The organism is Rhodococcus sp. NPDC055112, from assembly GCF_053607505.1.
Genome location: NZ_JBSGTR010000057.1, coordinates 17767 through 39697, shown reverse-complemented (window position 1 = coordinate 39697; position 21931 = coordinate 17767). Strand labels below are relative to the sequence as shown.

Below are 21931 nucleotides of genomic sequence, written 5' to 3'. Positions count from 1 at the left end.
TGGGCGAGGATCCGGTCCGCGAGCCCGAGGCTGTTGCAGATCCGGGCCGCCTCGCTCTCCGCGACGTAGCCGCCGAGGGACGAGAACCGATCCTCCAGCGCGCCGTACTTGCGCACGGCCTTGTCCAGCTCGGCGCCGTCGACCAGCTCCGCCATCAGGGTCTGCTGCTTCTCCATGTCCCGGAGGATGGTGTCCAGGCCGCGGGCGGAGAGCACGCGGTCCTTGGCGAGCACGCTGAGGTCGCCCTCCTTCGGGTCCTGCGGCAGGTACCCGAGGTCGCCCGTGCGGATCACCGAACCGGCATAGGGCTCGCCCTCACCCGCGAGGATGCGCAGCGTGGTGGTCTTGCCCGCACCGTTGCGGCCGACCAGACCGATCCGGTCGCCTGCCTGCACCCGCAGCGCCGGGCCCGGCGCGGAGAGAAGGGTCCGCACACCGGCACGAACTTCGAGGTCGGTGGCGGTAATCAACAAGAACTCCTAAATGGAAACGGAAACTTTGCGTGACCGGGCAAACGCCGACGGCACACGAGACACAAGAACGATCCACTTTACCGTGACATTCCCGGCGAGAGTTGCACGGCGTTGTGATTCGGCTAACGTTCCGCAGATGACTCACCCGAAGGATCTGCAGGGAAAGACGGCGCTGGTCACGGGCGCGAGCCGCGGCATCGGCCGGGCCATCGCGGCCGAGTTCCTCGCGCGCGGCGCCGCCGTCGCCATCACCGCCCGCAAGGCGGAACCGCTGGAGGCCACCGCGCAGGAACTGCGGGCAGCCGTCCCTGGCGCCGTGATCCTGCCGATCGCAGGAAACGCGGGCGACGCCGATGCACGCGCGGAGGCGGTCACGCGGACCGTCGCCGAACTCGGCTCGCTCGACATCCTCGTCAACAACACCGGCATCAATCCGGTCTTCGGGTCGCTGATGGATGCCGACCTGGACGCGGTGCGGAAGATCTTCGACGTGAACGTGGTCGCCGCGCTCGGCTACATCCAGCAGGCATACCGAGCCTGGATGGGCGAACACGGTGGCGCGGTGGTCAACCTCGCCAGCGTCGGCGGACTGCGATCGACAGGGGTGATCGCCGCGTACGGCGCATCGAAGGCGGCGCTGATCCGCCTGACCGAGGAACTGGCCTGGCAGCTCGGGCCGAAGATCCGGGTCAACGCGGTCGCCCCAGGAATCGTGAAGACGCAGTTCGCGGCCGCCCTCGTGGCGGCAGGCGAGGATCAGGCCGCGGCCGGCTACCCGATGAAGCGGCTCGGTTCGCCCGAGGATGTCGCGAACCTGGTCGGGTTCCTGGTCTCGGATGCCGCCTCCTGGATCACCGGCGAGACGGTCCGGGTGGACGGTGGGCTGCTCGCGACGGGTTCGATGTAGCAATGGGTGAGGAGACGCTGTGACCATTCGCCGAGTCGTGCCGGACATCCGGTCCGACGATCTGGACGGTAGCCGCAGGTTCTACGGCCTGCTCGGCTTCGTGGAGGTCATGAACCTGGGCTGGGTGACGACGCTGGCGTCGCCCTCGAACCCGACGGCCCAGCTGACGCTGATGAGCGAGGACGCCACCGCGGCCGTCCATCCCGACCTGAGCGTCGACGTGGACGACGTGGACGCGGTGTACGCGACCGTCGTCGCGGCGGGCGCGGAGATCGTGCACCCGCTGCAGGACGAGGAGTGGGGTGTGCGCCGGTTCTTCGTCCGGGACCCCAACGGCAGCGTGGTCAACGTCGTGGGCCACCTGTGATCCGATGACGACCCGCGAACCGGTTTTCGATCTCGCGGTGGTCGGGCTGGGGCCGGCCGGGCGGGCGCTCGCCCACCGGGCCGCCGCCGCCGGGCTCGACGTGGTCGCGGTCGATCCGCATCCCGGCCGCCGCTGGACGCCCACCTACGCGGCGTGGTGCGACGAGCTGCCCGGCTGGCTCGACGGGCACGCCGTGGCCGCGGCCCGGGTCGACCGACCGCGGGTGTGGACCACCCGCGAGCACGTGCTGACCCGGCCCTACTGCGTGCTCGACAACGATGCGTTGTCTGCGGCGCTTGACCTCGGCGCCGCGCGGGTGCTCACCGGCACCGCCGCCGAGGTCGAGCCGGACCGGGTGAACCTCAGGGACGGCAGCCGGCTGCGCGCCCGACAGGTGATCGATGCGCGCGGCGCCCAGCCCGCGCGGGGTCTGGCGGAACAGACCGCCTACGGCGTGGTGGTGTCCGGGGAAGCCGCGGTCCCGGTCCTCGGGGACGGCGAGGCCTGGTTCATGGACTGGCGGGCGGACAACGGCGCACCACCGGACGAGACCCCGTCGTTCCTCTATGCGGTCCCCCTCGGCCACGACCGGGTCCTGCTCGAGGAGACCTGCCTGGTGGGCAGGCCGGGGCTGTCCCTGGACGTGCTGCGCACGCGCCTGGAGACGAGGCTGCGCGCGCGGCGGGTGCCGGTGGCCACCCACGGGGACCGCGAACGGGTGCGGTTCCCGGTGCAGGTTCCGCGCGCCGCGGGTACGACGGCCACCTTCGGCGCGCGCGCCGGAATCATGCACCCCGGCACCGGGTACAGCGTCGCCGCCTCGCTGTCCGCCGTCGACGGCCTGGTCGGTGCCATCCTCGACGACGGCGATCCAACCGCCGCGCTGTGGCCCGCCACCGCGCGGGCGGTCCGCGGTCTGCGCGAGGTCGGGTTGCGCGCACTGCTCCGGCTGCCACCCCCACTCACCGCGGAGTTCTTCGAGGCGTTCTTCGACCTGCCCGCCGGCCGACAGCGCGCCTATCTCTCCGAGCGTGCCGACCCGGTGGCGGTGAGCCTGGCGATGGCCGCGGTGTTCCGACGAGCCCCGAACCCGGTCCGGCGCACGCTGGCGAGAGCGGTCCTGCCGACCATCAACCCCTGGCGCGGATCTCGGCCACGACCTCGGTGACCGCGCCGGGGACACCGTCGATCGCCCAGACCGCCAGCGCCACCGCGACAACGGTCAGCAGCGGACCGAGCACCACCCGTTCGACGGTGCCGCCGGCCCGGATCGAGAGCATCGACGGCAGGCGCAGTTCCCACCACCGCCTGCGCCCCCAGGGCAGGAACGGCGCGAGGAACGGCACGCCCTCCTTGGTGATCGCGTCGCCGAGACAGTGCACCGCACATCCGAGGCCAACCGCGACTCCGAGCGCCCTCGAGCCCACCTCGTCCGGATACCAGGTCCAGGTGAATGCCGAGAGCACCGCGGCGACGACGGTGACCGCGATCCAGCCGTTGCGCGCGGCCCAGCTCCCCGCCAGGCCGCGCAGCGCCAGGCCGAGGGTGACGAACAGGGTGCCGATGATCGCCGGGCGCCCGAACTCGATCACCAACGCGGAGATCCCCGCGCTCAATGCAATCGCGAACAACGCTGTGTGCGTGAGCGTCCGGTGGCCGCCGCGACGCTTGGGGTCCCGACGCCCGCGGGTGAGCCGGTAGTACCACAGCGAGAGCTCGTCCACGCCGCGGGCGACCAGCTGACTGACAGGACCGAAGGACCTCGCGACCGTGGACTGCGCCGTGTCGAGGTCGGGCAGGAGCGCGGCACCCGCGCACACCCCGGCAAAGGTGAACACCTCGGCCGTCGAGGTCGGCCCGCCCCATTCGGATGGAAGAACCTGCGCGGCAAGCAGACCCGCGACCGCGCCGGAAACAGCATGGGTAGCACCCATCACCATGTGAGAGAACGCCTTTCGGAGAAACTGTCGAGCAGTGCCCGATCGGAGCCGCCCACACAAAACTAGCAACCCACACCGACACGCCACCCTCGACGGCCATCTCCGCTCACCGAATGCCGTGCACGGTCAGCCCGCGACCGGCACCGCCTTCGTCAACGGCTTGCCGTCGAGGTTCGCCGGGCGCGGCACGCCGAGGATCTCCAGCACGGTCGGGGCGATGTCGGCGATCGTGTAGCCGTTGTCGATCCCGCCCGCCTGATATCCATCACCGCGTGCGATCACGAAAGTCGAGGCCTCGTCCGGGGTCTGACCGCCGTGCCCGCCGAAGAGAAGGTGACCGTGGTCGGCGGTGACCAGCACGGTCCACCGCTCGCCGGTGTCGCGCTGACGCTGGTCCACCGCAGCGACGATCCTGCCGACCTCGACGTCGACCGCTTCTACGGCCTGGTTGTATGCCGGACCGAGGGTGCCGGTCCAGTGCCCGGCCCCGTCCACCTGGTCCAGCTGGGTGAAGATGAAATCGGGTCCAGAGGCTGCGATCGCGGTCGCCACCGCGATCGCCGTCGCCGTGTCGGTCGCGCCCTCGCTCCCCGCACCGGGTGTGGTGGTGACGACGTCGGCCCTCGGCGAGCCGCTGCCTGCGACGGTGGCGATGCCGTCCCACGTCGAGATGGCCTCGGTCCGCAGCGCAGGGTTTGCCCTCTCGATCTGGGTGAACGCGCTGGGGTACATGTCGAACCGGGCACCGTTGAAAGAGTTGTCCTGGACACCGTGCTTGGTGTTCCAGACACCGGTCAGGATCGTGGACCAGGACGGCGCGGAGATGGTGGGGTGACCCGAGATCGAGGAGGACCAGGTGGTCCCCTCCGCCATCATCCGGTGCAGGTTCGGTGTGTTGGCCGCCTTGATGTGGTCGAGCATCGTTCCGTCGAGTCCGATGACGACGATCTTGGCGGGACCGTTCGACGCGGTTGCCGCCGGAGGCGTTGCGGCGGTTGCTGTTCCGGCGGAAACTGAGCCGGCAATCGCGATGGACAGTGCGGTCAGGGTGCGAGTGCGCTTCGTGGTCACGCCGACGAGAATGCAATAGGACTAGACCAATCGCGCGCCGAACGGCACGAGTATCCCGACTGTTCACCGCACGTTCAATAAGGTCTAGACCAATCCGCGCATCCGTCCAGTCGTCCTCACCCCAGGCCCGCAACCTGGTCCGGACTCTTGTCAGGGCGCAGCCCGCGCCAGCTCGGGTGGCGCAGCCTCCCGTCCCCGGTCAGCTCCGAGTACCGCACCTCCCCAACGATTTCCGGGCGCACCCAGTGGGCCGCGCGCGCATCCACCGCCGGCACCGCGTCTCCGAACGGAGAGCTGTCCGCGGACGCGTCGGCCAACAGCCGCGACAGCCGCGACAGCGCGGCATCGCTGAAACCGGTCCCGACCTTGCCGACGTACCGCAGGCCACCGGCGCCCTCCGGCACACCGAGCAGAAGCGATCCGATCCCCCCTGACCGACGACCCTCCCCCTGCTGCCAGCCACCCACCACCACCTCGAGGTCCGAGAAATGCTTGAGCTTCAGCCAGGCCGCGGATCTACCGGCTCGGTAGGTCGAGTCCCAGCGCTTGGCGACCAGCCCCTCCATCCGGGCGGTTCGACTGGACTCGAGCGCCTCACCGAGGTCCGCGGGCGCCAGCGCGAGCACCCGCCACGGCTCGTCCTCGTCCAGACGTATCGCATCGAGCACTGTGCGCCGGTCCCGGTAGACCTTGGCGCGCAGGGACGTCCCGTCGAGCTGCAGGACGTCGAAGATCTCCAACAGCACCGGGTTCTTCTCCGCCGCCGCCCGCACATCGCGGGGCTTGGTCAGGCCCATCCGCTGCTGCAGCCGACCGAAGCTCGGGGCACCGTCATCACCGAGGACCACGATCTCCCCGTCCACCACGCCCGAATGACCGTGCAAGCCTTCCGGAACGGCCAGCAACTCCGGATAGCCGGGGGTGAGGTCGGATCCGCTGCGGCTGACCAGCCGGACGGTGGACACCCCGCTCTCGGCGTCGTGGTCGAAATGCACAAGGGCGCGAATACCGTCCAGCTTCGGCTCCAGAGCCCACACCTCGGGGTCGGCCCGCGACGTGAAGTCCTCGACGGTCACCGCCGACGCCAGCATCGGGGCCAGATCGCCCGCGGCGGCGCGTGATCGTCGTGAGGAGCCTGCGCGCTCGGGCTCAGGAGCCGGCGGGATCCCCGGCTGCGCGCCCCCAGCGGCCAGCCGGTCGAGGACCTCGCGGAAGTCCAACTGGCGCAGTCCCGGCCGTGTCAGCTCGTCCCAGGTCCGCGGGGCAGCCACGTTCGGGATCGCGGTGCCGCGCAGCGAGTACGGCGACACCGTCGTTTTCGACGCCGAGTTCTGGCTCCAGTCCACGAACACCCTCCCTGCGCGCTCGGCCCTGGTCATCTTGGAGATCACCGACTTCGGCGTCTCCCGCTCGAGTTCGACCGCGATCTTCTTCGCGAATTCAACGCACCGCGCCGCCGTCCAGCCCTCCCCGACCCCCGCATACAGGTGAATCCCCTTACTGCCACTGGTCACCGGCAACGCACCGAGACCGCTGTCCGCGAGCCGATCACGAACCCGCAGGGCCACCTCGGCACACTCCTCCAGCGTGACGCCCGGCCCCGGATCGAGGTCGATCACCAGGCGGTCCGGATCCACCGGCACGCCGCCCGCGCCGAATCTCCATTGCGGCACATGGAACTCGAGCGAGCCCGCCTGGGCGAAGTACACCAGCGACGCCAGGTCGTCGACGATCGGATAGGTGATGGTCTTCGACGAGTGGGTCATGGTCCGGCGATCCACCCATTCCGGCGTCGACACGTCGACGTTCTTCTGGAAGAACGGGGTCGCGGAGGTGCCGTCCGGCCAGCGCTTTCTGGTAACCGGCCGGCCGGCGAGCAGCGGCACCATCAGCGGACCGACCGTGGTGAAATACTGCAGGACCTCGGCCTTGGTGGTCCCCGTCTCGGGGTAGAGAACCTTGTCCAGATTGGTCAGGGACAGGCGCCTGCCCTCCACCATCACCACGGTGTTGTGACTCATGCTCCGCCCACCCATTTTCGGGTACTGCCTGGCCTGATCCCGTCCTGTGCACCATCATGGTTTCATGCGGTCTATTTGGAAAGGCTCCATCGCGTTCGGGCTCGTGAACGTCCCGGTGAAGGTCTACACCGCGACCGAGGACCATGACATCAAGTTCCACCAGGTCCACGGCGCCGATGGCGGCCGCATCAAGTACAACCGCGTCTGCCAGGAATGCGGCAAGACCATCCAGTTCGCCGACATCGACAAGGCGTACTCGTCCGAGGACGGGACGCAGGTGATCCTCACCGACGAGGACTTCGACGAGCTGCCCGCAGCCGAGAAACACGAGATCCCGGTCCTGCAGTTCGTGCCGTCCGAACAGATAGATCCGATCCTGTTCGAGAAGAGCTACTACCTCGAGCCGGACTCCGCCTCCCCCAAGGCCTACCAGCTGCTCGCGTCCACGCTGACCGAGAGCGACCGCACCGCGCTGGTGCACTTCACGCTGCGTCAGCGCACCCGCCTCGCCGCACTGCGGGTGCGTGACGGCGTGCTGGTCATCCAGACACTGCTCTGGCCCGACGAGGTACGGGCCGCGGAGTTCGAGACCCTCGACAAGGCTGCCGCTCCGAGCGACAAGGAACTGACGATGGCAAAGTCGTTGGTGGAATCCATGTCCGAGGACTTCGAGCCCGAGTCGTACACCGACGAATACCAGATCCAGCTGCAGAAGATGCTCGACGAGGCGATCAAGAACGGCGGCAAGAAGGTGACCCCGCCGGAGGAGGTCGCCGCGCACAAGGAGGATGCGGAGGTCGTGGACCTGGTCGCCGCGCTGCAGCGCAGCGTCGATGCGGCCAAGTCGGGCAAATCAGGCGAGGCCTCCACGAAGCCCGCGCCTGCGAAGAAGTCCGCGGCCAAGAAGGCACCGGCCAAGAAGACAGCCGCACGGAAGACCGGCTAGCTCGACTCGTCCCTCATCAGGGCGAAGTAGAAGTGCTCGCCGCCGTCGAGTACGTCCTTGCCGTTCATGATGCCCATCAGGGTCCGGTCGTCGACGCGCTTGAAGTGGTCGAACACCGGCATCCCGTCGTAGATCATCGTCGCGGTGCACTCGCCCCTGAACTCCACCATCCACAGGCTCGCCTCCCCCTTGCCTGCCGCCACGTCGGAGTACAGCTCGCCATCCGACCCACGGCACAGCATCGGCTGCACATCGAATCGCGTTCCGAAGTTCTTGCCGTACCACCCGGACCTGGCGAGCAGCCGGCCCGTGCGATGACCCGTCTCGAAGCCGCTACCCCGCCACCTGCCCTCGAGCTCATCGATGTGCACGGTCGGCAGCGCCGCCCAGATGCCGTCGAGATCGCGCGGATCGACGGGCCCTTCGCTCTCGAGCAGCTCCCTGAATCTCTGTGCGTCGGCCACGGTTTCTTCCTGTCCTCGGGCGAATCGGTCGGATGACTGCTGCGGTTCAGAACGTGAGCACCGGCTTGACGACGGCCCCGCTCGCCGCCGCCGCGAGGGCCGTCTCGATCTCCTCGAACGGGAAGGTCGTGATCATCTCCTCGAACGGGAAGCGCCCGGCCCGCCAGAGGTCGATGAGCTCGGGAATGAACGTCTGCGGGTCGACGTCGCCCTCGATGACACCGGTCACGCTGCGGCCCATCAACAGGCTCGACTGGTCGAGAAGCACCGGGTTGCGTCGACCCCGCAGGCCGGCGGTCGCGCAACTGCCCGGCGAACGCAGCACGGCAACCGCCAGGCTCAGGACCTCCTCGCTGCTGACGGTGTCCACGCTGTGGTCCGCGCCGCCACCGGTCAGCATGCGCAGCTCGCGGCCGAGCCCGGGGCTCGCGCTGTCCAGCGCCGCGGTGGCGCCGAGCTTGAGGGCCAGTTCCCGGCGGGCGGGCAGCGGATCTACCACGATGACGGTCGCACACCCGATGGCGGCGGCCGCCAGGACCGACCCCAGTCCGACCGCACCGGCGCCGAACACGATGACCGAGGCGCCCGGCTGGGGTCGCAACACCCGCATCAGCGCGCCCGCACCGGTCTGGATGCCGCAACCGAGGGGCCCGAGCAACGCCAACGGGAGGTCGGCCGCGACCTTGACCGCACCCGAGGCGCCTACGACGGCGTGGGTCGCGAACGAGGACTGACCGAACCATCCGCCGTGCACCTCCTCGGCTCCAGACCTGAGCGTGGTGCTGCCGTCCGGCCGGTACCCCGAGTAGTTGAGCGCGGCGAAATTCACACAGTAGGCCGGGTGGCCACCGGTGCAGTTCCTGCAGTTGCGACACGATGCGAAGCTCAGGACGACGTGGTCGCCTGGGCGGAGCGTATCCACCCCTGGGCCGATCGACTCCACCACGCCCGATCCCTCGTGCCCGAGAACGGCGGGCAGCGGAAAGGGAATCCTCCCCGCGGCCGCCGTCAGATCGGTGTGACAGATGCCGACACCGACCATCCGCACCAGGACCTCCCGATCCCGCAGCGTGTCGGTCTGGATGTCGCGGATCCGGGCGGGCTCGCCGTATCCGGACAACACCGCGGCCCGGCGTCCAACCACCACTCCCCACCTCCACAGGATTGAGAACTGCCGTTAACTTACGGGGTCGCGCGGGGTCGGCCCCAGCCGAATGAGCGTATCGTCCGATGTGAGATGGATCACACGGATCGCGTGGCGTCTGGCCCCGACCGTCCGGCCGAGGAGACCGATCGTCGGTGTGACCACCCGCCGGGCAAGGACCGGCCGGGTCTGTCGTGGCCACGTACCTGCTGATCAAGGGCTGAGGGGCCGCGCCTTCGGGATCCGGCCCCGTGCACCATTCCGGCCTTCCACGTAACGAATTGTCGGTTTCTTTCGACTTTCAGGTGTCGGCACCCCGAATCGAATCGGGGAACTGACATGATCGGAACTGATTAGTTTCAACAAACAGGGGAGAAACGCATATGGACCGCAAGACCTTTCGACGCGTGGCGACCACTGCCGTCGTTTCGGCCGGCATCGCGGGGGGCCTCGTCGCCGGCGCCGGGTCGGCAGCAGCGGAGACACAGGTTGTACCCATGAGCACGTGCTTCGGCCTGAGCCCGTACATCGTCGATCAGCCCTACATCGCCAGCCGGGCCTTCTTCTATCAGGACGGGCCGGGCACCGGCACGGTCACCCTCGCCGACGTGTCGAGCCTCTGGTTCTTCGCCCCGCCGTACCTGTCGGACACCCGCCTCGACTGGCACAACAAGACCACCGGGGCGTCGGGCACCCTCACCGCGACCACGCCGATCAGCATCGGCAGCTCCGTCAACCTCCGCCTCAACAGCGGTCCCGGCGACGTCGAGATCACCAGGAGCGCCGTCAACCGGAACGCGCTGTGGAGCATCCCGACCACGTCCTGCACCGGTACGGTGCGCGTCAACTGATCCGCGTGACCGCATGACAAAGGCGCCAGACCCGATCACTCGGGCCTGGCGCCTTCTCAGTCACGTTCGGGTCAGACGGTGAATCCGAGCGCCCGCAGCTGCTCGCGGCCGTCCTCGGTGATCTTGTCCGGGCCCCACGGCGGCATCCAGACCCAGTTGATCTTCAGGTCGTTCACGAGGCCGCTCTTGACCAGCGCGCCGCGCGCCTGCTCCTCGATCACATCGGTCAGCGGGCAGGCGGCGGAGGTGAGGGTCATGTCGACGATGGCAACGTCTTCGTCGTCCACGGCGATGCCGTAGACGAGCCCGAGGTCGACCACGTTGATCCCGAGCTCGGGGTCGACGACGTCGCGCATCGCCTCCTCGAGTTCATCCACCACGGCCTGCTGCTCGGGCGTCAGCTCGACCACGGCCTGCTCCTCGGCGGCGGGCGCGGACTCCGGGACGACCTGGTCCTCGGTGGACTCGGCGTTTGCCTGGGTCTCGGTCATGATGACGATCCTCCGGTCTGGACCGGCACCGCGGTGCCGATGACATTCTTCGTGGGCGCAGCGTCGGCGCCGTCGACTATTTGAACAACGGCATCCTTGAATGCCATCCATCCCAGCAACGCGCACTTCACGCGGGCCGGGTACTTCGAGACGCCCGCGAACGCGATACCGTCACCGAGCACGTCTTCGTCGCCCTCGATGTTGCCGCGACTGGTGATCATCGCATCGAACGCGTCGACGGTCGCGATCGCCTCCGGCACGCTCAACCCGACGATCTGATCGGTGAGCACCGAGGTCGAGGCCTGGCTGATCGAGCAGCCCTGCCCGTCGTACGAGATGTCCCCCACCCGGCCGTCGTCGGTCAGCGCCACCCGCAGCGTGACCTCGTCGCCGCAGGTCGGGTTCACGTGGTGCACCTCGGCGCCGAACGGCTCCCGCAGCCCCCGCCCGTGCGGATGCTTGTAGTGATCCAGGATGACCTCCTGGTACATCTGCTCCATCCGCATGGTCTACGACGCCCCGTCGATCGGTGCGGTCTCCGGTTCGTCGACGACCGGCCCGCTGGCAGGCGTGACCCCGAAGAAGTCCTGCGCCCGACGGATGGCCGCCGCCAGCGCGTGCACCTCGTCGGCGGTGTTGTAGACCGCGAACGAGGCGCGGGCGGTCGCCGCCACGCCGAAGTGGCGGTGCAGCGGCCAGGCGCAGTGGTGCCCGACCCGAATCGCGATGCCCTCGTCGTCGAGGATCTGTCCGAGGTCGTGCGCGTGGATTCCGTCCACCACGAACGACACAGCGCCGCCACGGTTCTCGGGGGTGGTCGGACCGATGATCCGCACGCCCTCGATGGCCCCGAGCTGTTCGAGCGCAAGCGCCGTCAGCTCGTGCTCGTGCGCGGCGACGGAGTCCATGCCGAGCTCGTTCAGGTAGTGCACGGCCGCACCGAGCGCGACGACCTGCGAGGTCATCGGCACGCCCGCCTCGAAACGCTGCGGCGGGGCCGCGTAGGTGGTCGCCTCCATCGTGACGGTCTCGATCATCGAGCCGCCGGTGATGAACGGCGGCATCGACGCGAGCAGCTCGCGCTTGCCGTAGAGCACGCCGACGCCCGACGGCCCGAGCATCTTGTGCCCGGAGAACGCCGCGAAGTCCACGTCCAGCGCGTGGAAGTCGACAGGCATGTGCGGCACCGACTGGCACGCGTCGAGCACGACCAGCGCGCCGACCGCCCTGGCCCGGCGAACCAGCTCGGCCACCGGCGCCACGGCGCCCGTCACGTTCGACTGGTGTGTGAACGACACGACCTTGACCGCGTCGGTCAGCTCCAGCGACTCCAGGTCGATGCGACCGTCGTCGGTGACCCCGTACCAGCGCAGCGTCGCGCCGGTCCGACGGGCCAGCTCCTGCCACGGCACCAGGTTCGCGTGGTGCTCGAGCTCGGTGATGACGATCTCGTCGCCCGGGCGCAGGTGCCGCTCGAAGCGCTCGTCGCCGAGCACATAGGTCACCAGGTTCAGCGACTCGGTGGCGTTCTTGGTGAACGTCAGCTCGTCGGCGTCGGCCCCGACGAAGTCGGCGATCGCCGCGCGCGCCCCCTCGTACGCGTCGGTCGCCTCCTCCGCGAGCTGGTGCGCACCGCGGTGCACGGCCGCGTTGCAGGTGGTGAGGAACTCCCGTTCGGCATCGAGCACCTGGACGGGGCGCTGCGAGGTCGCCCCGGAGTCCAGGTACACCAACGGTTTACCGTCGCGCACCGTACGGCCGAGGATCGGGAAGTCCTTCCGGATCCTGGTGATGTCGAGTTCCTTCACCGAGGTGGTCATGGAACTAGGCTCCTGTCGCTGCAGCCTGCGTGAACCGGACGTAGCCGTTCTCCTCGAGCTCGTCGGCGAGCTCGGCGCCGCCGGACTCGACGATCTGGCCACCGACGAAGACATGCACGAACTCCGGGGTGATGTACCGCAGGATGCGGGTGTAGTGCGTGATCAGCAGGACGCCGCCGTGCTCACGCTCCTTGTAGCGGTTGACGCCCTCGGACACGATGCGCAGCGCGTCGACGTCGAGGCCGGAGTCGGTCTCGTCGAGGATCGCGATCTTCGGCTTGAGCAGGCCCAGCTGGAGGATCTCGTGGCGCTTCTTCTCGCCGCCGGAGAAGCCCTCGTTGACGCTTCGCTCGCTGAACGACGGATCGATCTCGAGCTCGGTCAGGGATTCCTTGACCTCCTTGACCCAGTGCCGCAGCTTGGGGGCCTCGCCGCGGACCGCGGTCGCCGCGGTGCGCAGGAAGTTCGACATCGAGACGCCGGGCACCTCGACCGGGTACTGCATGGCGAGGAACAGGCCGGCGCGGGCCCGCTCGTCGACGCTCATCTCGAGCACGTTCTCGCCGTTGAGGGTGATGCTGCCGGAGGTCACCTCGTACTTGGGGTGGCCGGCGATGGCGTACGACAGGGTCGACTTGCCGGAGCCGTTCGGGCCCATGATCGCGTGGGTCTCGCCCGAGCGGACCGTGAGGTTCACGCCCTTGAGGATGTTGATCGGCTCGGCGTTCTCGTCGGTGGTGGCGACGTTGACGTGCAGGTCCTTGATTTCGAGAACCGAGTTTTCAGAGGTGGTCATTCAAAGTTCCTTAGAGAAGTGTGGTGTCGGCGGCGATCTCAGACGCCGACCGCGGCGAGCTCGACCTCGATGGCTGCTTCGAGGCGCTCGCGCACCTCCGGGACGGCAATGCGGTTGATGATCTCGTGGAAGAACCCGCGGACCACCAGGCGCCGGGCCTGGTCCTCCGGGATGCCCCGCGAACGCAGGTAGAACAGCTGCTCGTCGTCGAACCGGCCGGTGGCGCTGGCGTGGCCCGCGCCGACGATCTCGCCGGTCTCGATCTCGAGGTTCGGCACCGAGTCGGCGCGAGCGCCGTCGGTGAGCACCAGGTTCCTGTTGAGCTCGAAGGTGTCGGTGCCCTCGGCCGCGGCACGGATGAGCACGTCGCCCACCCAGACGGTGTGCGCATCCGGCTTGCCGGAGTGCGGATCGCCCTGCAGCGCGCCCTTGTAGACGACATTCGACTTGCAGTGCGGCTGCGAGTGATCCACCAGCAGGCGCTGCTCGAAGAACTGGCCCGCGTCGGCGAAGTACAGGCCGAGCAGCTCGGCGTCGCCGCCGGGTCCGTCGTACTTCACGGTCGGGGTCAGTCGCACCAGGTCGCCGCCCAGGCTCACCGAGGTGTACCGGAGGACGGCGTCGCGGCTGAGCCGCGAGTGGTGCGCCGCGACGTGCACGGCGTCGTCGGCCCAGTCCTGCACCGCGACCACGGTCAGCTTGGCGCTGTCGCCGACGATGAACTCGACGTTCTCCGCGTAGGTGCCGCTGCCGCGTTGGTCGAGGACCACGGTGGCCTTCGCGAAGGCCTCGAGCCGGACCTGGATGTGGCCGTAGGCCACCTTGTCCACGCCGGGCCCGGTCACCACGATGTTGACGGCGTCGGCGACCTCATGCTCCTTGGCCACGGTGATCACCGTGGCCGACTCGAAGCCGGAGTACGCCTGCGCGGCGATGCGGTCGGCGGGCACACCGGCCTGACCGAGACGGGCATCGTCACGGCCGACGGTCTCGACGCTGACACCCTCGACCGCCTGGACCTCGACGGTCGCGGCGCCGGAGCGGACCGCGGTTCCGTCGTGCAGGCCGCGCAGCCTGCGCAGCGGCGTGAAGCGCCACGCCTCGTCGCGTCCCGCGGGGACCTCGAAAGCGTTGACGTCGTATGAGGTGAACACCTCGCCCTTGTTGGTGGCGGGCACGATGTTCTCACCGGCGACGGCGGCCTTGACCCCGGTCGTCGCCTCGTTTGCGTTGGCCACTAACCCACGGCCCCTTCCATCTGCAGTTCGATCAGGCGGTTGAGCTCGAGGGCATATTCCATCGGCAGCTCCTTGGCGATGGGCTCGACGAACCCGCGCACCACCATGGCCATTGCCTCGTCCTCGGTGAGGCCGCGGCTCATCAGGTAGAACAACTGGTCTTCGCTGACCTTCGAGACGGTCGCCTCGTGACCCATCGACACGTCGTCCTCGCGGATGTCCACGTAGGGGTAGGTGTCGGAACGGCTGATCTGGTCGACCAGCAGGGCGTCACACTTGACGGTCGACTTCGAGCCGTGCGCACCCTTGTTGACCTGGACCAGGCCACGGTAGGAGGCGCGGCCGCCGCCGCGGGCCACCGACTTGCTGACGATGGTCGAGGAGGTGTACGGCGCCAGGTGCAGCATCTTCGCGCCGGTGTCCTGGTGCTGGCCCTCGCCCGCGAACGCCACCGAGAGGACCTCGCCGCGAGCGTGCTCGCCCATCATCCACACGGCCGGGTACTTCATGGTGACCTTCGATCCGATGTTGCCATCGACCCACTCCATCGAGCCGCCCGCGTCCACCTTGGTGCGCTTGGTCACCAGGTTGTAGACGTTGTTCGACCAGTTCTGGATGGTCGTGTAGCGGCAGTGGCCGCCCTTCTTCACGATGATCTCGACGACCGCGGAGTGCAGCGAGTCGGACTTGTAGATCGGCGCGGTGCAGCCCTCGACGTAGTGCACCGAGGCGCCCTCGTCGACGATGATCAGGGTGCGCTCGAACTGGCCCATGTTCTCGGTGTTGATCCGGAAGTAGGCCTGCAGCGGGATGTCCACGTGCACGCCCGGCGGCACGTAGATGAAGGAGCCGCCCGACCAGACCGCGGTGTTGAGCGCGGAGAACTTGTTGTCGCCCGCGGGGATCACGGAGCCGAAGTACTCCTTGAACAGCTCCGGGTGCTGCTTGAGCCCGGTGTCCGTGTCGAGGAAGATCACGCCCTGCTTCTCGAGATCCTCACGGATCGAGTGGTAGACGACCTCGGACTCGTACTGCGCGGCGACACCGGCGACCAGGCGCTGCTTCTCCGCCTCCGGGATGCCGAGCCTGTCGTAGGTGTTCTTGATGTCCTCGGGCAGGTCCTCCCAGGACTCGGCCTGCTTCTCGCTCGAGCGCACGAAGTACTTGATGTTGTCGAAGTGGATGCCCTCGAGGTTGGAGCCCCAGTGCGGCATCGGCTTCTTGTCGAAGGTCTTGAGCGCCTTGAGCCGGATGTCGAGCATCCACTCGGGCTCGCTCTTCTTCGCGGAGATGTCCCGCACGACGGCCTCGGACAGCCCGCGCTGCGCGCTGGCGCCTGCCACGTCGGAATCAGACCAGCCGTAGCCGTAATGACCGAGCGAGGCGATGGCCTCGTCCTGCGTCAGTGCAGGCGACTTCTCCGTGCTGCCGGATGCCTGATCTTGGGTGACTGTCATGCGAGCTCCTTCCGGAGTCTTGTTGCGTACCGGTGCGGGCTGGGCATCGGCGTGGGTGGTGCTTACTTCGGGGATGCGTCTGGCGACGGGCGAGGCTCGTCTGGTGGAGCTATCGGTATGTGGGTGGTGCAGGCGCAGTCACCGTTGGCGATGGTCGCCAGGCGCTGCACATGGGTGCCGAGCAACTCGGCAAAGGCTTGCGTCTCCGCCTCGCACAACTCGGGGAACTCCGAGGCGACGTGCGAGACCGGGCAGTGGTGCTGGCAGATCTGGACGCCGTTACCCACCGGCCGGGTGGTGGCCGCGAAGCCCGCCGAGGTGAACGCGTCCGCGATGGCGTCGGCGGTGTCGGCCACCCCGCCAGGGGTGTGCGGGGCGACGGGATCGATGTCGGCGACGATCGTCTGGACCCGGCGGCGCGCGAACTCCACGATCGCCTCCTCGCCGCCGACCTCGCGGAGGTGCCGCATGGCGGCGCCGGCGAGATCGTCGTAGGAGTGACCGAGACGAGAACGGCCGGCGGCGGTCAGCTGGAACTGCTTCGCCGGGCGACCGCGGCCCTTGTGCTGCCAGCTCGCGGCGTTCGAGGATCGTGCCTCGCCCGCATCGATCAGCGCCTCGAGGTGACGTCGGACACCCGCGGCGCTCAGACCGAGCTTCGCACCGATCTCGGGGGCCGTGATCGGGCCCTGTTCGAGGAGAAGCTGGACGACGGCGGCCCTGGTGTGCCCGTCGTGGCTCACCACATTGGCGGTCGGGGCACCACTGAGCGCAGGCGAAACAGGTGCATGACCTGCGCCTTCACTCCGCGCGTCCCGAGCCGGTGCCGATTTCACAACACAAGTGTGACGGAATTATCGGAGCTGGTCCACCAAGGGTGCCCTGTATTACACCGCTACGCTGCCCCATGTGCCGCAGACCGACGACGCACCGGACTCCGGTGACACCCCAAGCGCCGGCCCGGCGACCAGATTCCGCGAACGGGCGGTGACCCTCGCCAAGCGCGGGCTGGGAATCGACGGCCCCCACCACGGCTTCGAGGTCTCCAGCCTGCACGGCGACGAGGCGGAGGCACCGGGACTCAACAAGCGCGAGACCGGTCAGCTCAAGGGGATCAGGCGTTTCGGCGCGACCGGGGCCGTGCTGATGGCGATCGGGGCACTCGGGGCGGGCGCGCAGCCGGTGCTGCAGAACCCGGTCCAGGGCCTGCGGATCCTCGGACTCCCTGCGCGCCTCGGCGCGACCGCGCTGACGCTGACCATGACCGGAAGCGTCATGGTGGTGTTGGCGTGGCTGCTGCTCGGCCGGTTCGCGATCGGCCGCTACCGCGGGGAGGGCGCCGCGCCCCGGCGGCTGACCCGCTCCCAGCTGGACCGCACCCTGCTGCTGTGGGTGATCCCGCTGACGGTCGCACCCCCGATGTTCAGCAAGGACGTCTACTCGTACCTGGCGCAGAGCGAGATCACCGCGCGCGGACTGGACCCGTACGCGATCGGGCCCGCCCAGGCCCTCGGCGTCGACCACGTGCTGACCAGGACCGTGCCGACCATCTGGCGCGACACCCCCGCGCCGTACGGTCCTTTCTTCCTCTGGATCGGTCGCGGCATCTCCGCGGTCACCGGCGAGAACATCGTCGCAGGCATCTTCCTGCACCGACTGCTCGCGCTCGCTGGCGTCGCGCTGATCGTCTGGGCACTCCCCCGCTTGGCGCGCCGGTGCGGCGTCGCCAGCGTCACCGCGCTCTGGCTCGGCGCCGCCAACCCGCTGCTGCTCTTCCACCTGGTCGCGGGGATCCACAACGAGGCACTGATGCTCGGGTTGATGCTGGCGGGCATGGAACTGGCGCTGCGTGCCGTCGAGAGCGCCGACCCGATCCGGTTCGACATCCGCGGCGCCACCGCGGGCGGACGAAACCTCGCGTACCTGCTGGCCGGGTCCGGCCTGATAGCGCTGTCCGCGACGGTCAAGATCCCGTCGCTGCTTGCACTCGGGTTCATCGGCATGGCCCTGGCGCGGCGCTGGGGTGGCACCGTCCGGTCCGTGCTGGCGGCCGCAGGACTGCTGATGGCGGTGACGGCGGTGGTCATCCTCGTGGTGAGCCTGGCCAGTGGCCTCGGCTTCGGCTGGCTCTCCCCTGACACCCTCGGCACCGCGAACGAGGTGCGCAGCTGGATGTCGCTGCCGACACTGCTCGGCCTCGGCACCGGTCTGGCGGGCGTGTTCCTGGGGCTCGGCGACCACACCACGGCGGTCCTCAACCTGACCCGGCCGATCGCCTCGCTCGCGGCGGCCTTCGTCGCGCTGCGCATGCTCGTCGCGGTGCTCGTCGGGCGAGTGCACCCGGTGGGCGCGCTCGGCGTCTCCCTCGGCGTCCTGGTCCTGCTCTTCCCCGTGGTCCAGCCCTGGTACCTGCTGTGGGCGGTCATCCCGCTGGCCGCGTGGGCGACCCGGCCGGTCTTCCGCATCCCGGCCATCGTCTTCTCGTCGGCGGTGAGTCTGATCGTGATGCCCAACGGCGGCGAGTACCAGCCGTTCATGATCGTCCAGGCCGCCGTCGCCACCATCCTCGTGGTGGGACTGGCCATGTTCCTCACCCGAGACCGGCTGCCGTGGCGAGCCGGGACCGGGGCACCGAACGGGCGCGGATCGACCGCCGAATACGCTGAGGCCCCGTGAGCTCTTCCGCGTCCGACACGGCGCATCCGGTTCTTCGGCTCGATGGCGTGGTCAAGTCCTTCGGCAGCGTCACCGCCGTCGACGGCCTCGATCTGTCTCTGCACCGCGGCGAGGTGCTGGCACTGCTCGGCCCCAACGGCGCCGGCAAGACCACGACCGTCGAGATGTGCGAGGGCTTCCTCAGCCCCGACAGCGGCACCGTGCGGGTGTTCGGCCTCGACCCGATCGCCGATTCCGGAGCGGTCCGGGCGCGCGTCGGCGTCATGTTGCAGGGCGGCGGCGCCTACCCGGGGTCCCGGGCAGGCGAGATGCTGGACCTGGTGGCGGCGTACTCGGCCGATCCGCTCGACCCGGCGTGGCTGCTGCGGACCCTCGGCCTCACCGACGCTGCCAGGACCCCCTACCGCCGGCTCTCGGGCGGACAGCAGCAGCGCCTCGCCCTGGCCTGCGCCCTCGTCGGCCGACCCGAGCTGGTGTTCCTCGACGAACCGACCGCGGGCCTCGATGCCCAGGCCAGGCTCCTGGTCTGGGAGCTCATCGACGCGTTGCGCCGGGACGGGGTCTCGGTGTTGCTGACCACGCACCTGATGGACGAGGCAGAGGCGCTCGCCGACCGCCTGATCATCATCGACCACGGCCGGATCGTCGCGGAGGGGACGCCGACGGAGCTGACCCGACACGGTTCGGCCGGACAGCTCCGGTTCCTCGCGCCCGAGAACCTGGACCTGAGCGGGCTGCGCGCCGCCCTGCCCACCGGGTTCACGCCACGGGAGGTCTCCCCCGGGTCGTATCTGGTCGAGGGCATCGTCGACCCGAAGGTGCTGGCGACGGTGACCGCGTGGTGCGCCGAGCTCGATGTGCTCGCCACCGAACTGCGGGTCGATCAGCGCAGGCTCGAGGATGTCTTCCTCGACCTCACCGGACGGGATCTGAGGGGATGAACGTGCAAGACCGGCTCGCCGACAACAGGTTCGAGGCGGGGACCTTCACCCCCGATCCCAGGCCGAGCGCCGCGCTGCCCATGCTGGCGGCCCAGACCCGGCTCGAGCTGACCCTGCTGTTGCGCAACGGTGAGCAGCTGCTGCTCACCATGTTCATCCCGATCACGCTCCTGATCGGGCTGTGCCTGCTCCCGGTCGGCGACCTCGGCGACCCCCGGGTCGACACGGTCCTGCCTGCCGTGATGATGGTGGCGATCATGTCCACCGCGTTCACCGGGCAGGCCATCGCCGTCGGCTTCGATCGGCGCTACGGCGCGCTCAAACGGCTCGGCGCGACCCCCTTGCCGCGCTGGGGAATCATCGTGGGCAAGAGCGCAGCGGTCATCATCGTGGTCGCCATGCAATCGGTCCTCCTCGGCGGCATCGCCTTCGCGCTCGGCTGGCGACCCGAGCCGACCGGCCTGTTGTTGGGCGCGCTGATCATCGCGCTCGGGACCGTCACGTTCGCCTCGCTCGGGCTGTTGCTCGGCGGCACCCTGCGGGCCGAGATCGTGCTCGCGCTGGCGAACGTCCTCTGGTTCGTGATGGCGGGCATCGGCTCCGTCGTGTTCTCCGACGACATCCCCGGACCGCTGCACACGGCCGCCCGGCTGATCCCGTCCGGCGCCCTCGCCGAGGCCCTCCAACAGGCGATCGGCGGATCGATCGACCTGTTCGCGGTCGCGGTGCTCGTGGTCTGGGGTTCGGTCGCGGCATGGCTGGCGACCCGCTTCTTCAAATTCACCTGATACGAATCGTTCCAAAACGTATTCATTCCCGCCGGGAACCGGCAGTATGCGAAGCCGTGCCGAATACACTCCGCGCCCTCGCCTGCATGGCCGCCGCCTCCGCGATCACCCTCGGCGGCGGACTCGCCTCCGCACAGCCCACATGGGGCCCACTCGCGCCCCCCAACCCGTTCCTCGGGCCGATGGGCACCTCGACGATGCACGGCGACGCCGGATCCTCGGACGCGACGCCACTGGCCGGCCCCGGCGCCGGGGCCGTCGGGGTGACCTCGTACCCGCTCCTGGCCGCGTGCCCGACCGCACTGCAGGGCTCCGACGGACTTGTGGTCGCGCTGTGCACCTCCGTGCTCGGCCAGGACCCGACCGTGCACCTGATCGATCCGGCCGCACCCGCGGTGCCGGTGGGTGGATCGCTCGCCCAGCTCAAGCTGGCCAAGGGCAGCCTGCTCGGCGGGGTGTACGCGTTCCTCGACAACCAGAACCGGCTGGTCGCCGTCGACGGTGACCGCAAGCTCCAGCGGGTCGGCCACGCGAACAACGCACTGTTCATCGACTCGACCGTCGACCTGTCCGGGGCCATCCCGGACGGCGACGCGGTGACGGGCCTCGCGCCGGACTGGCAGGGCAACGTCTGGTTCGCGACCGGCGGTGGGGTGATCGGCTCCGTCGACGCGGCGGGTGTCGCCAAGACCGTCGCGGTCCCGGCGGGCGAGCAGGTGCAGAACAGCATCTCCACCTCCCCGGCCGGCACCTCGGTGGCCACCACCCACGCCCTGTACCAGCTGAGCCTCGCCGCGGACGGCACCCCCAAGATCGATTGGCGCCGCACGTACGACCGCGGGTCGGCCCGCAAGCCCGGGCAGCTGAGCTGGGGCACCGGATCCACGCCCACCTATTTCGGCCCCACCAACGGTTACGACTACGTCGCGATCGTGGACAGCGCCGACACGCGGGTGAACCTGCTGGTGCACCGCACCGACACCGGGCAGGAGGTCTGCAAGATCCCGGTGCTCGGCGCGGGCGGACCCGGCAGCGAGAACTCCCCCATCGGCGTCGGCAACTCCGTGTTCATCGCGGGCACCTACGGCTACCCGTACCCGGAGGTCCCCGAGGGCGCCGGACCGGCGGTGCCTGCGTCCGCACCGTTCGCCGGCGGCATGACCCGCGTCGACCTCGACGGGGCCGGCTGCCATGAGGTGTGGGACAACACGCTGCGCAGCTCCGCGGTGCCGCACCTGTCGACCGCCGACGGCAACCTCTACACCGTGCTGCGGGACGGCACCGGCGGGCCCCTCGACGGCTACGCGTTCGCGGTCATCGACCCGAACACCGGTTCGGTCCTGCGGCGCACCGGGCTCCCCGGCACGACCGCGAACGACACCCTGCAGATGTCGGCGCTCATCACCGGACAGGGCGACTACCTGCAGGGCACCATCACCGGCATCCTCAAGGTCGGCGTCGGCGCCTCCGGCAGCCTCGGCGGTGCGGGGAGCTCCGGCAGCTGAGGTCCGAGGCGCGGCCAGCCCCAACGACGCTCTGT

Annotated in this window: 22 protein-coding genes; 9 read left to right on the top strand and 13 right to left on the bottom strand. The window is 69.2% G+C overall.

The features are described from left to right. On the bottom strand, positions 1 to 470 hold a 470-nt coding region (locus tag ACWFRB_RS21110; protein WP_452643214.1), incomplete at its 3' end, for an ATP-binding cassette domain-containing protein. Positions 471 to 609: 139 nt separating this feature from the next. Here ACWFRB_RS21110 and ACWFRB_RS21105 point away from each other — a divergent pair. Genes ACWFRB_RS21105 through ACWFRB_RS21095 form a run of 3 tightly spaced genes read left to right on the top strand, consistent with a single transcriptional unit; the run spans position 610 to position 2915 of the window. Continuing rightward, positions 610 to 1380 (top strand): SDR family oxidoreductase, encoded by a 771-nt coding sequence (locus ACWFRB_RS21105; protein WP_452643213.1) that lies wholly within the window; start codon positions 610 to 612, stop codon positions 1378 to 1380. Positions 1381 to 1399: 19 nt separating this feature from the next. After that, positions 1400 to 1747 carry a VOC family protein gene (locus ACWFRB_RS21100; RefSeq protein WP_452643212.1) on the top strand — a complete coding sequence of 116 codons (348 nt, stop codon included), beginning with the start codon at positions 1400 to 1402 and terminating at the stop codon, positions 1745 to 1747. Positions 1748 to 1751: 4 nt separating this feature from the next. Further along, positions 1752 to 2915: a lycopene cyclase family protein gene (locus ACWFRB_RS21095; protein ID WP_452643211.1), complete on the top strand. Its 1164-nt coding sequence runs from the start codon at positions 1752 to 1754 to the stop codon at positions 2913 to 2915. Here ACWFRB_RS21095 and ACWFRB_RS21090 read toward each other — a convergent pair. The 3 genes from ACWFRB_RS21090 to ligD form a co-directional block, all read right to left on the bottom strand. Further along, positions 2878 to 3687: a metal-dependent hydrolase gene (locus tag ACWFRB_RS21090; protein ID WP_452643210.1), complete on the bottom strand. Its 810-nt coding sequence runs from the start codon at positions 3685 to 3687 to the stop codon at positions 2878 to 2880. The two genes, ACWFRB_RS21095 and ACWFRB_RS21090, sit on opposite strands and share 38 nt — an antisense overlap. Before the next feature lie 126 nt (positions 3688 to 3813). Next, positions 3814 to 4758, bottom strand: coding sequence for an alkaline phosphatase family protein (locus tag ACWFRB_RS21085; RefSeq protein ID WP_452643209.1), 945 nt, complete (start codon positions 4756 to 4758; stop codon positions 3814 to 3816). Positions 4759 to 4874: 116 nt separating this feature from the next. Then, on the bottom strand, positions 4875 to 6779 hold the full coding sequence (gene ligD / locus ACWFRB_RS21080) for a non-homologous end-joining DNA ligase (protein WP_452643208.1): 1905 nt from the start codon (positions 6777 to 6779) through the stop codon (positions 4875 to 4877). A gap of 64 nt (positions 6780 to 6843) precedes the next feature. Here ligD and ku point away from each other — a divergent pair, with 64 nt between their 5' ends. Then, positions 6844 to 7725, top strand: a complete 882-nt coding sequence (ku, locus tag ACWFRB_RS21075; protein WP_452643207.1) for a non-homologous end joining protein Ku — start codon at positions 6844 to 6846, stop codon at positions 7723 to 7725. On the opposite strand, the gene ACWFRB_RS21070 is transcribed toward ku, so the two are convergent. Next, entirely contained in the window at positions 7722 to 8189 is a 468-nt protein-coding gene (locus tag ACWFRB_RS21070; RefSeq protein ID WP_452643206.1) for a DUF4334 domain-containing protein, read from the bottom strand. The genes ku and ACWFRB_RS21070 overlap by 4 nt on opposite strands. 46 nt (positions 8190 to 8235) lie before the next feature. Continuing rightward, positions 8236 to 9333 (bottom strand): NAD(P)-dependent alcohol dehydrogenase, encoded by a 1098-nt coding sequence (locus ACWFRB_RS21065; protein ID WP_452643216.1) that lies wholly within the window; start codon positions 9331 to 9333, stop codon positions 8236 to 8238. A gap of 497 nt (positions 9334 to 9830) precedes the next feature. Here ACWFRB_RS21065 and ACWFRB_RS21060 point away from each other — a divergent pair, with 497 nt between their 5' ends. Next, positions 9831 to 10184 carry a hypothetical protein gene (locus tag ACWFRB_RS21060; RefSeq protein WP_452643205.1) on the top strand — a complete coding sequence of 118 codons (354 nt, stop codon included), beginning with the start codon at positions 9831 to 9833 and terminating at the stop codon, positions 10182 to 10184. 71 nt (positions 10185 to 10255) lie between these two features. On the opposite strand, the gene ACWFRB_RS21055 is transcribed toward ACWFRB_RS21060, so the two are convergent. The 7 genes from ACWFRB_RS21055 to ACWFRB_RS21025 all read right to left on the bottom strand — a co-directional run bounded on the left by ACWFRB_RS21055 (position 10256) and on the right by ACWFRB_RS21025 (position 16729). Then, positions 10256 to 10675, bottom strand: a complete 420-nt coding sequence (locus ACWFRB_RS21055; protein WP_452643204.1) for a metal-sulfur cluster assembly factor — start codon at positions 10673 to 10675, stop codon at positions 10256 to 10258. Next, a complete protein-coding gene (gene sufU / locus ACWFRB_RS21050; protein WP_452643203.1) occupies positions 10672 to 11181 on the bottom strand; it encodes a Fe-S cluster assembly sulfur transfer protein SufU in 510 nt (169 codons plus the stop codon). The genes ACWFRB_RS21055 and sufU overlap by 4 nt, the downstream gene beginning before the upstream one ends. Positions 11182 to 11184: 3 nt before the next feature. After that, a complete protein-coding gene (locus tag ACWFRB_RS21045; RefSeq protein WP_452643202.1) occupies positions 11185 to 12495 on the bottom strand; it encodes a cysteine desulfurase in 1311 nt (436 codons plus the stop codon). Between the two features lie 4 nt (positions 12496 to 12499). After that, a complete protein-coding gene (gene sufC / locus ACWFRB_RS21040; protein ID WP_452643201.1) occupies positions 12500 to 13291 on the bottom strand; it encodes a Fe-S cluster assembly ATPase SufC in 792 nt (263 codons plus the stop codon). A 38-nt stretch (positions 13292 to 13329) separates the two neighbouring features. After that, positions 13330 to 14529, bottom strand: coding sequence for a Fe-S cluster assembly protein SufD (sufD, locus tag ACWFRB_RS21035; RefSeq protein WP_077041546.1), 1200 nt, complete (start codon positions 14527 to 14529; stop codon positions 13330 to 13332). Next, entirely contained in the window at positions 14529 to 15986 is a 1458-nt protein-coding gene (gene sufB / locus ACWFRB_RS21030; RefSeq protein WP_452643200.1) for a Fe-S cluster assembly protein SufB, read from the bottom strand. The genes sufD and sufB overlap by 1 nt, the downstream gene beginning before the upstream one ends. A gap of 62 nt (positions 15987 to 16048) precedes the next feature. Continuing rightward, the gene (locus ACWFRB_RS21025; RefSeq protein ID WP_452643199.1) at positions 16049 to 16729 is read right to left on the bottom strand and encodes a helix-turn-helix transcriptional regulator; all 681 of its coding nucleotides are present in this window, start codon (positions 16727 to 16729) and stop codon (positions 16049 to 16051) included. 166 nt (positions 16730 to 16895) lie between these two features. Here ACWFRB_RS21025 and mptB point away from each other — a divergent pair, with 166 nt between their 5' ends. The 4 genes from mptB (at position 16896) to ACWFRB_RS21005 (ending at position 21896) form a co-directional block, all read left to right on the top strand. Beyond that, positions 16896 to 18662, top strand: coding sequence for a polyprenol phosphomannose-dependent alpha 1,6 mannosyltransferase MptB (gene mptB, locus ACWFRB_RS21020; protein ID WP_452643198.1), 1767 nt, complete (start codon positions 16896 to 16898; stop codon positions 18660 to 18662). Next, complete coding sequence (locus ACWFRB_RS21015) at positions 18659 to 19603, top strand: ABC transporter ATP-binding protein (protein ID WP_452643197.1); 945 nt, start codon at positions 18659 to 18661, stop codon at positions 19601 to 19603. Before mptB ends, ACWFRB_RS21015 begins: the two co-directional genes overlap by 4 nt. Further along, entirely contained in the window at positions 19600 to 20391 is a 792-nt protein-coding gene (locus tag ACWFRB_RS21010) for an ABC transporter permease (protein WP_452643196.1), read from the top strand. Before ACWFRB_RS21015 ends, ACWFRB_RS21010 begins: the two co-directional genes overlap by 4 nt. 86 nt (positions 20392 to 20477) lie before the next feature. Beyond that, the gene (locus tag ACWFRB_RS21005; RefSeq protein WP_452643215.1) at positions 20478 to 21896 is read left to right on the top strand and encodes a hypothetical protein; all 1419 of its coding nucleotides are present in this window, start codon (positions 20478 to 20480) and stop codon (positions 21894 to 21896) included. Positions 21897 to 21931 lie beyond the last annotated feature (35 nt).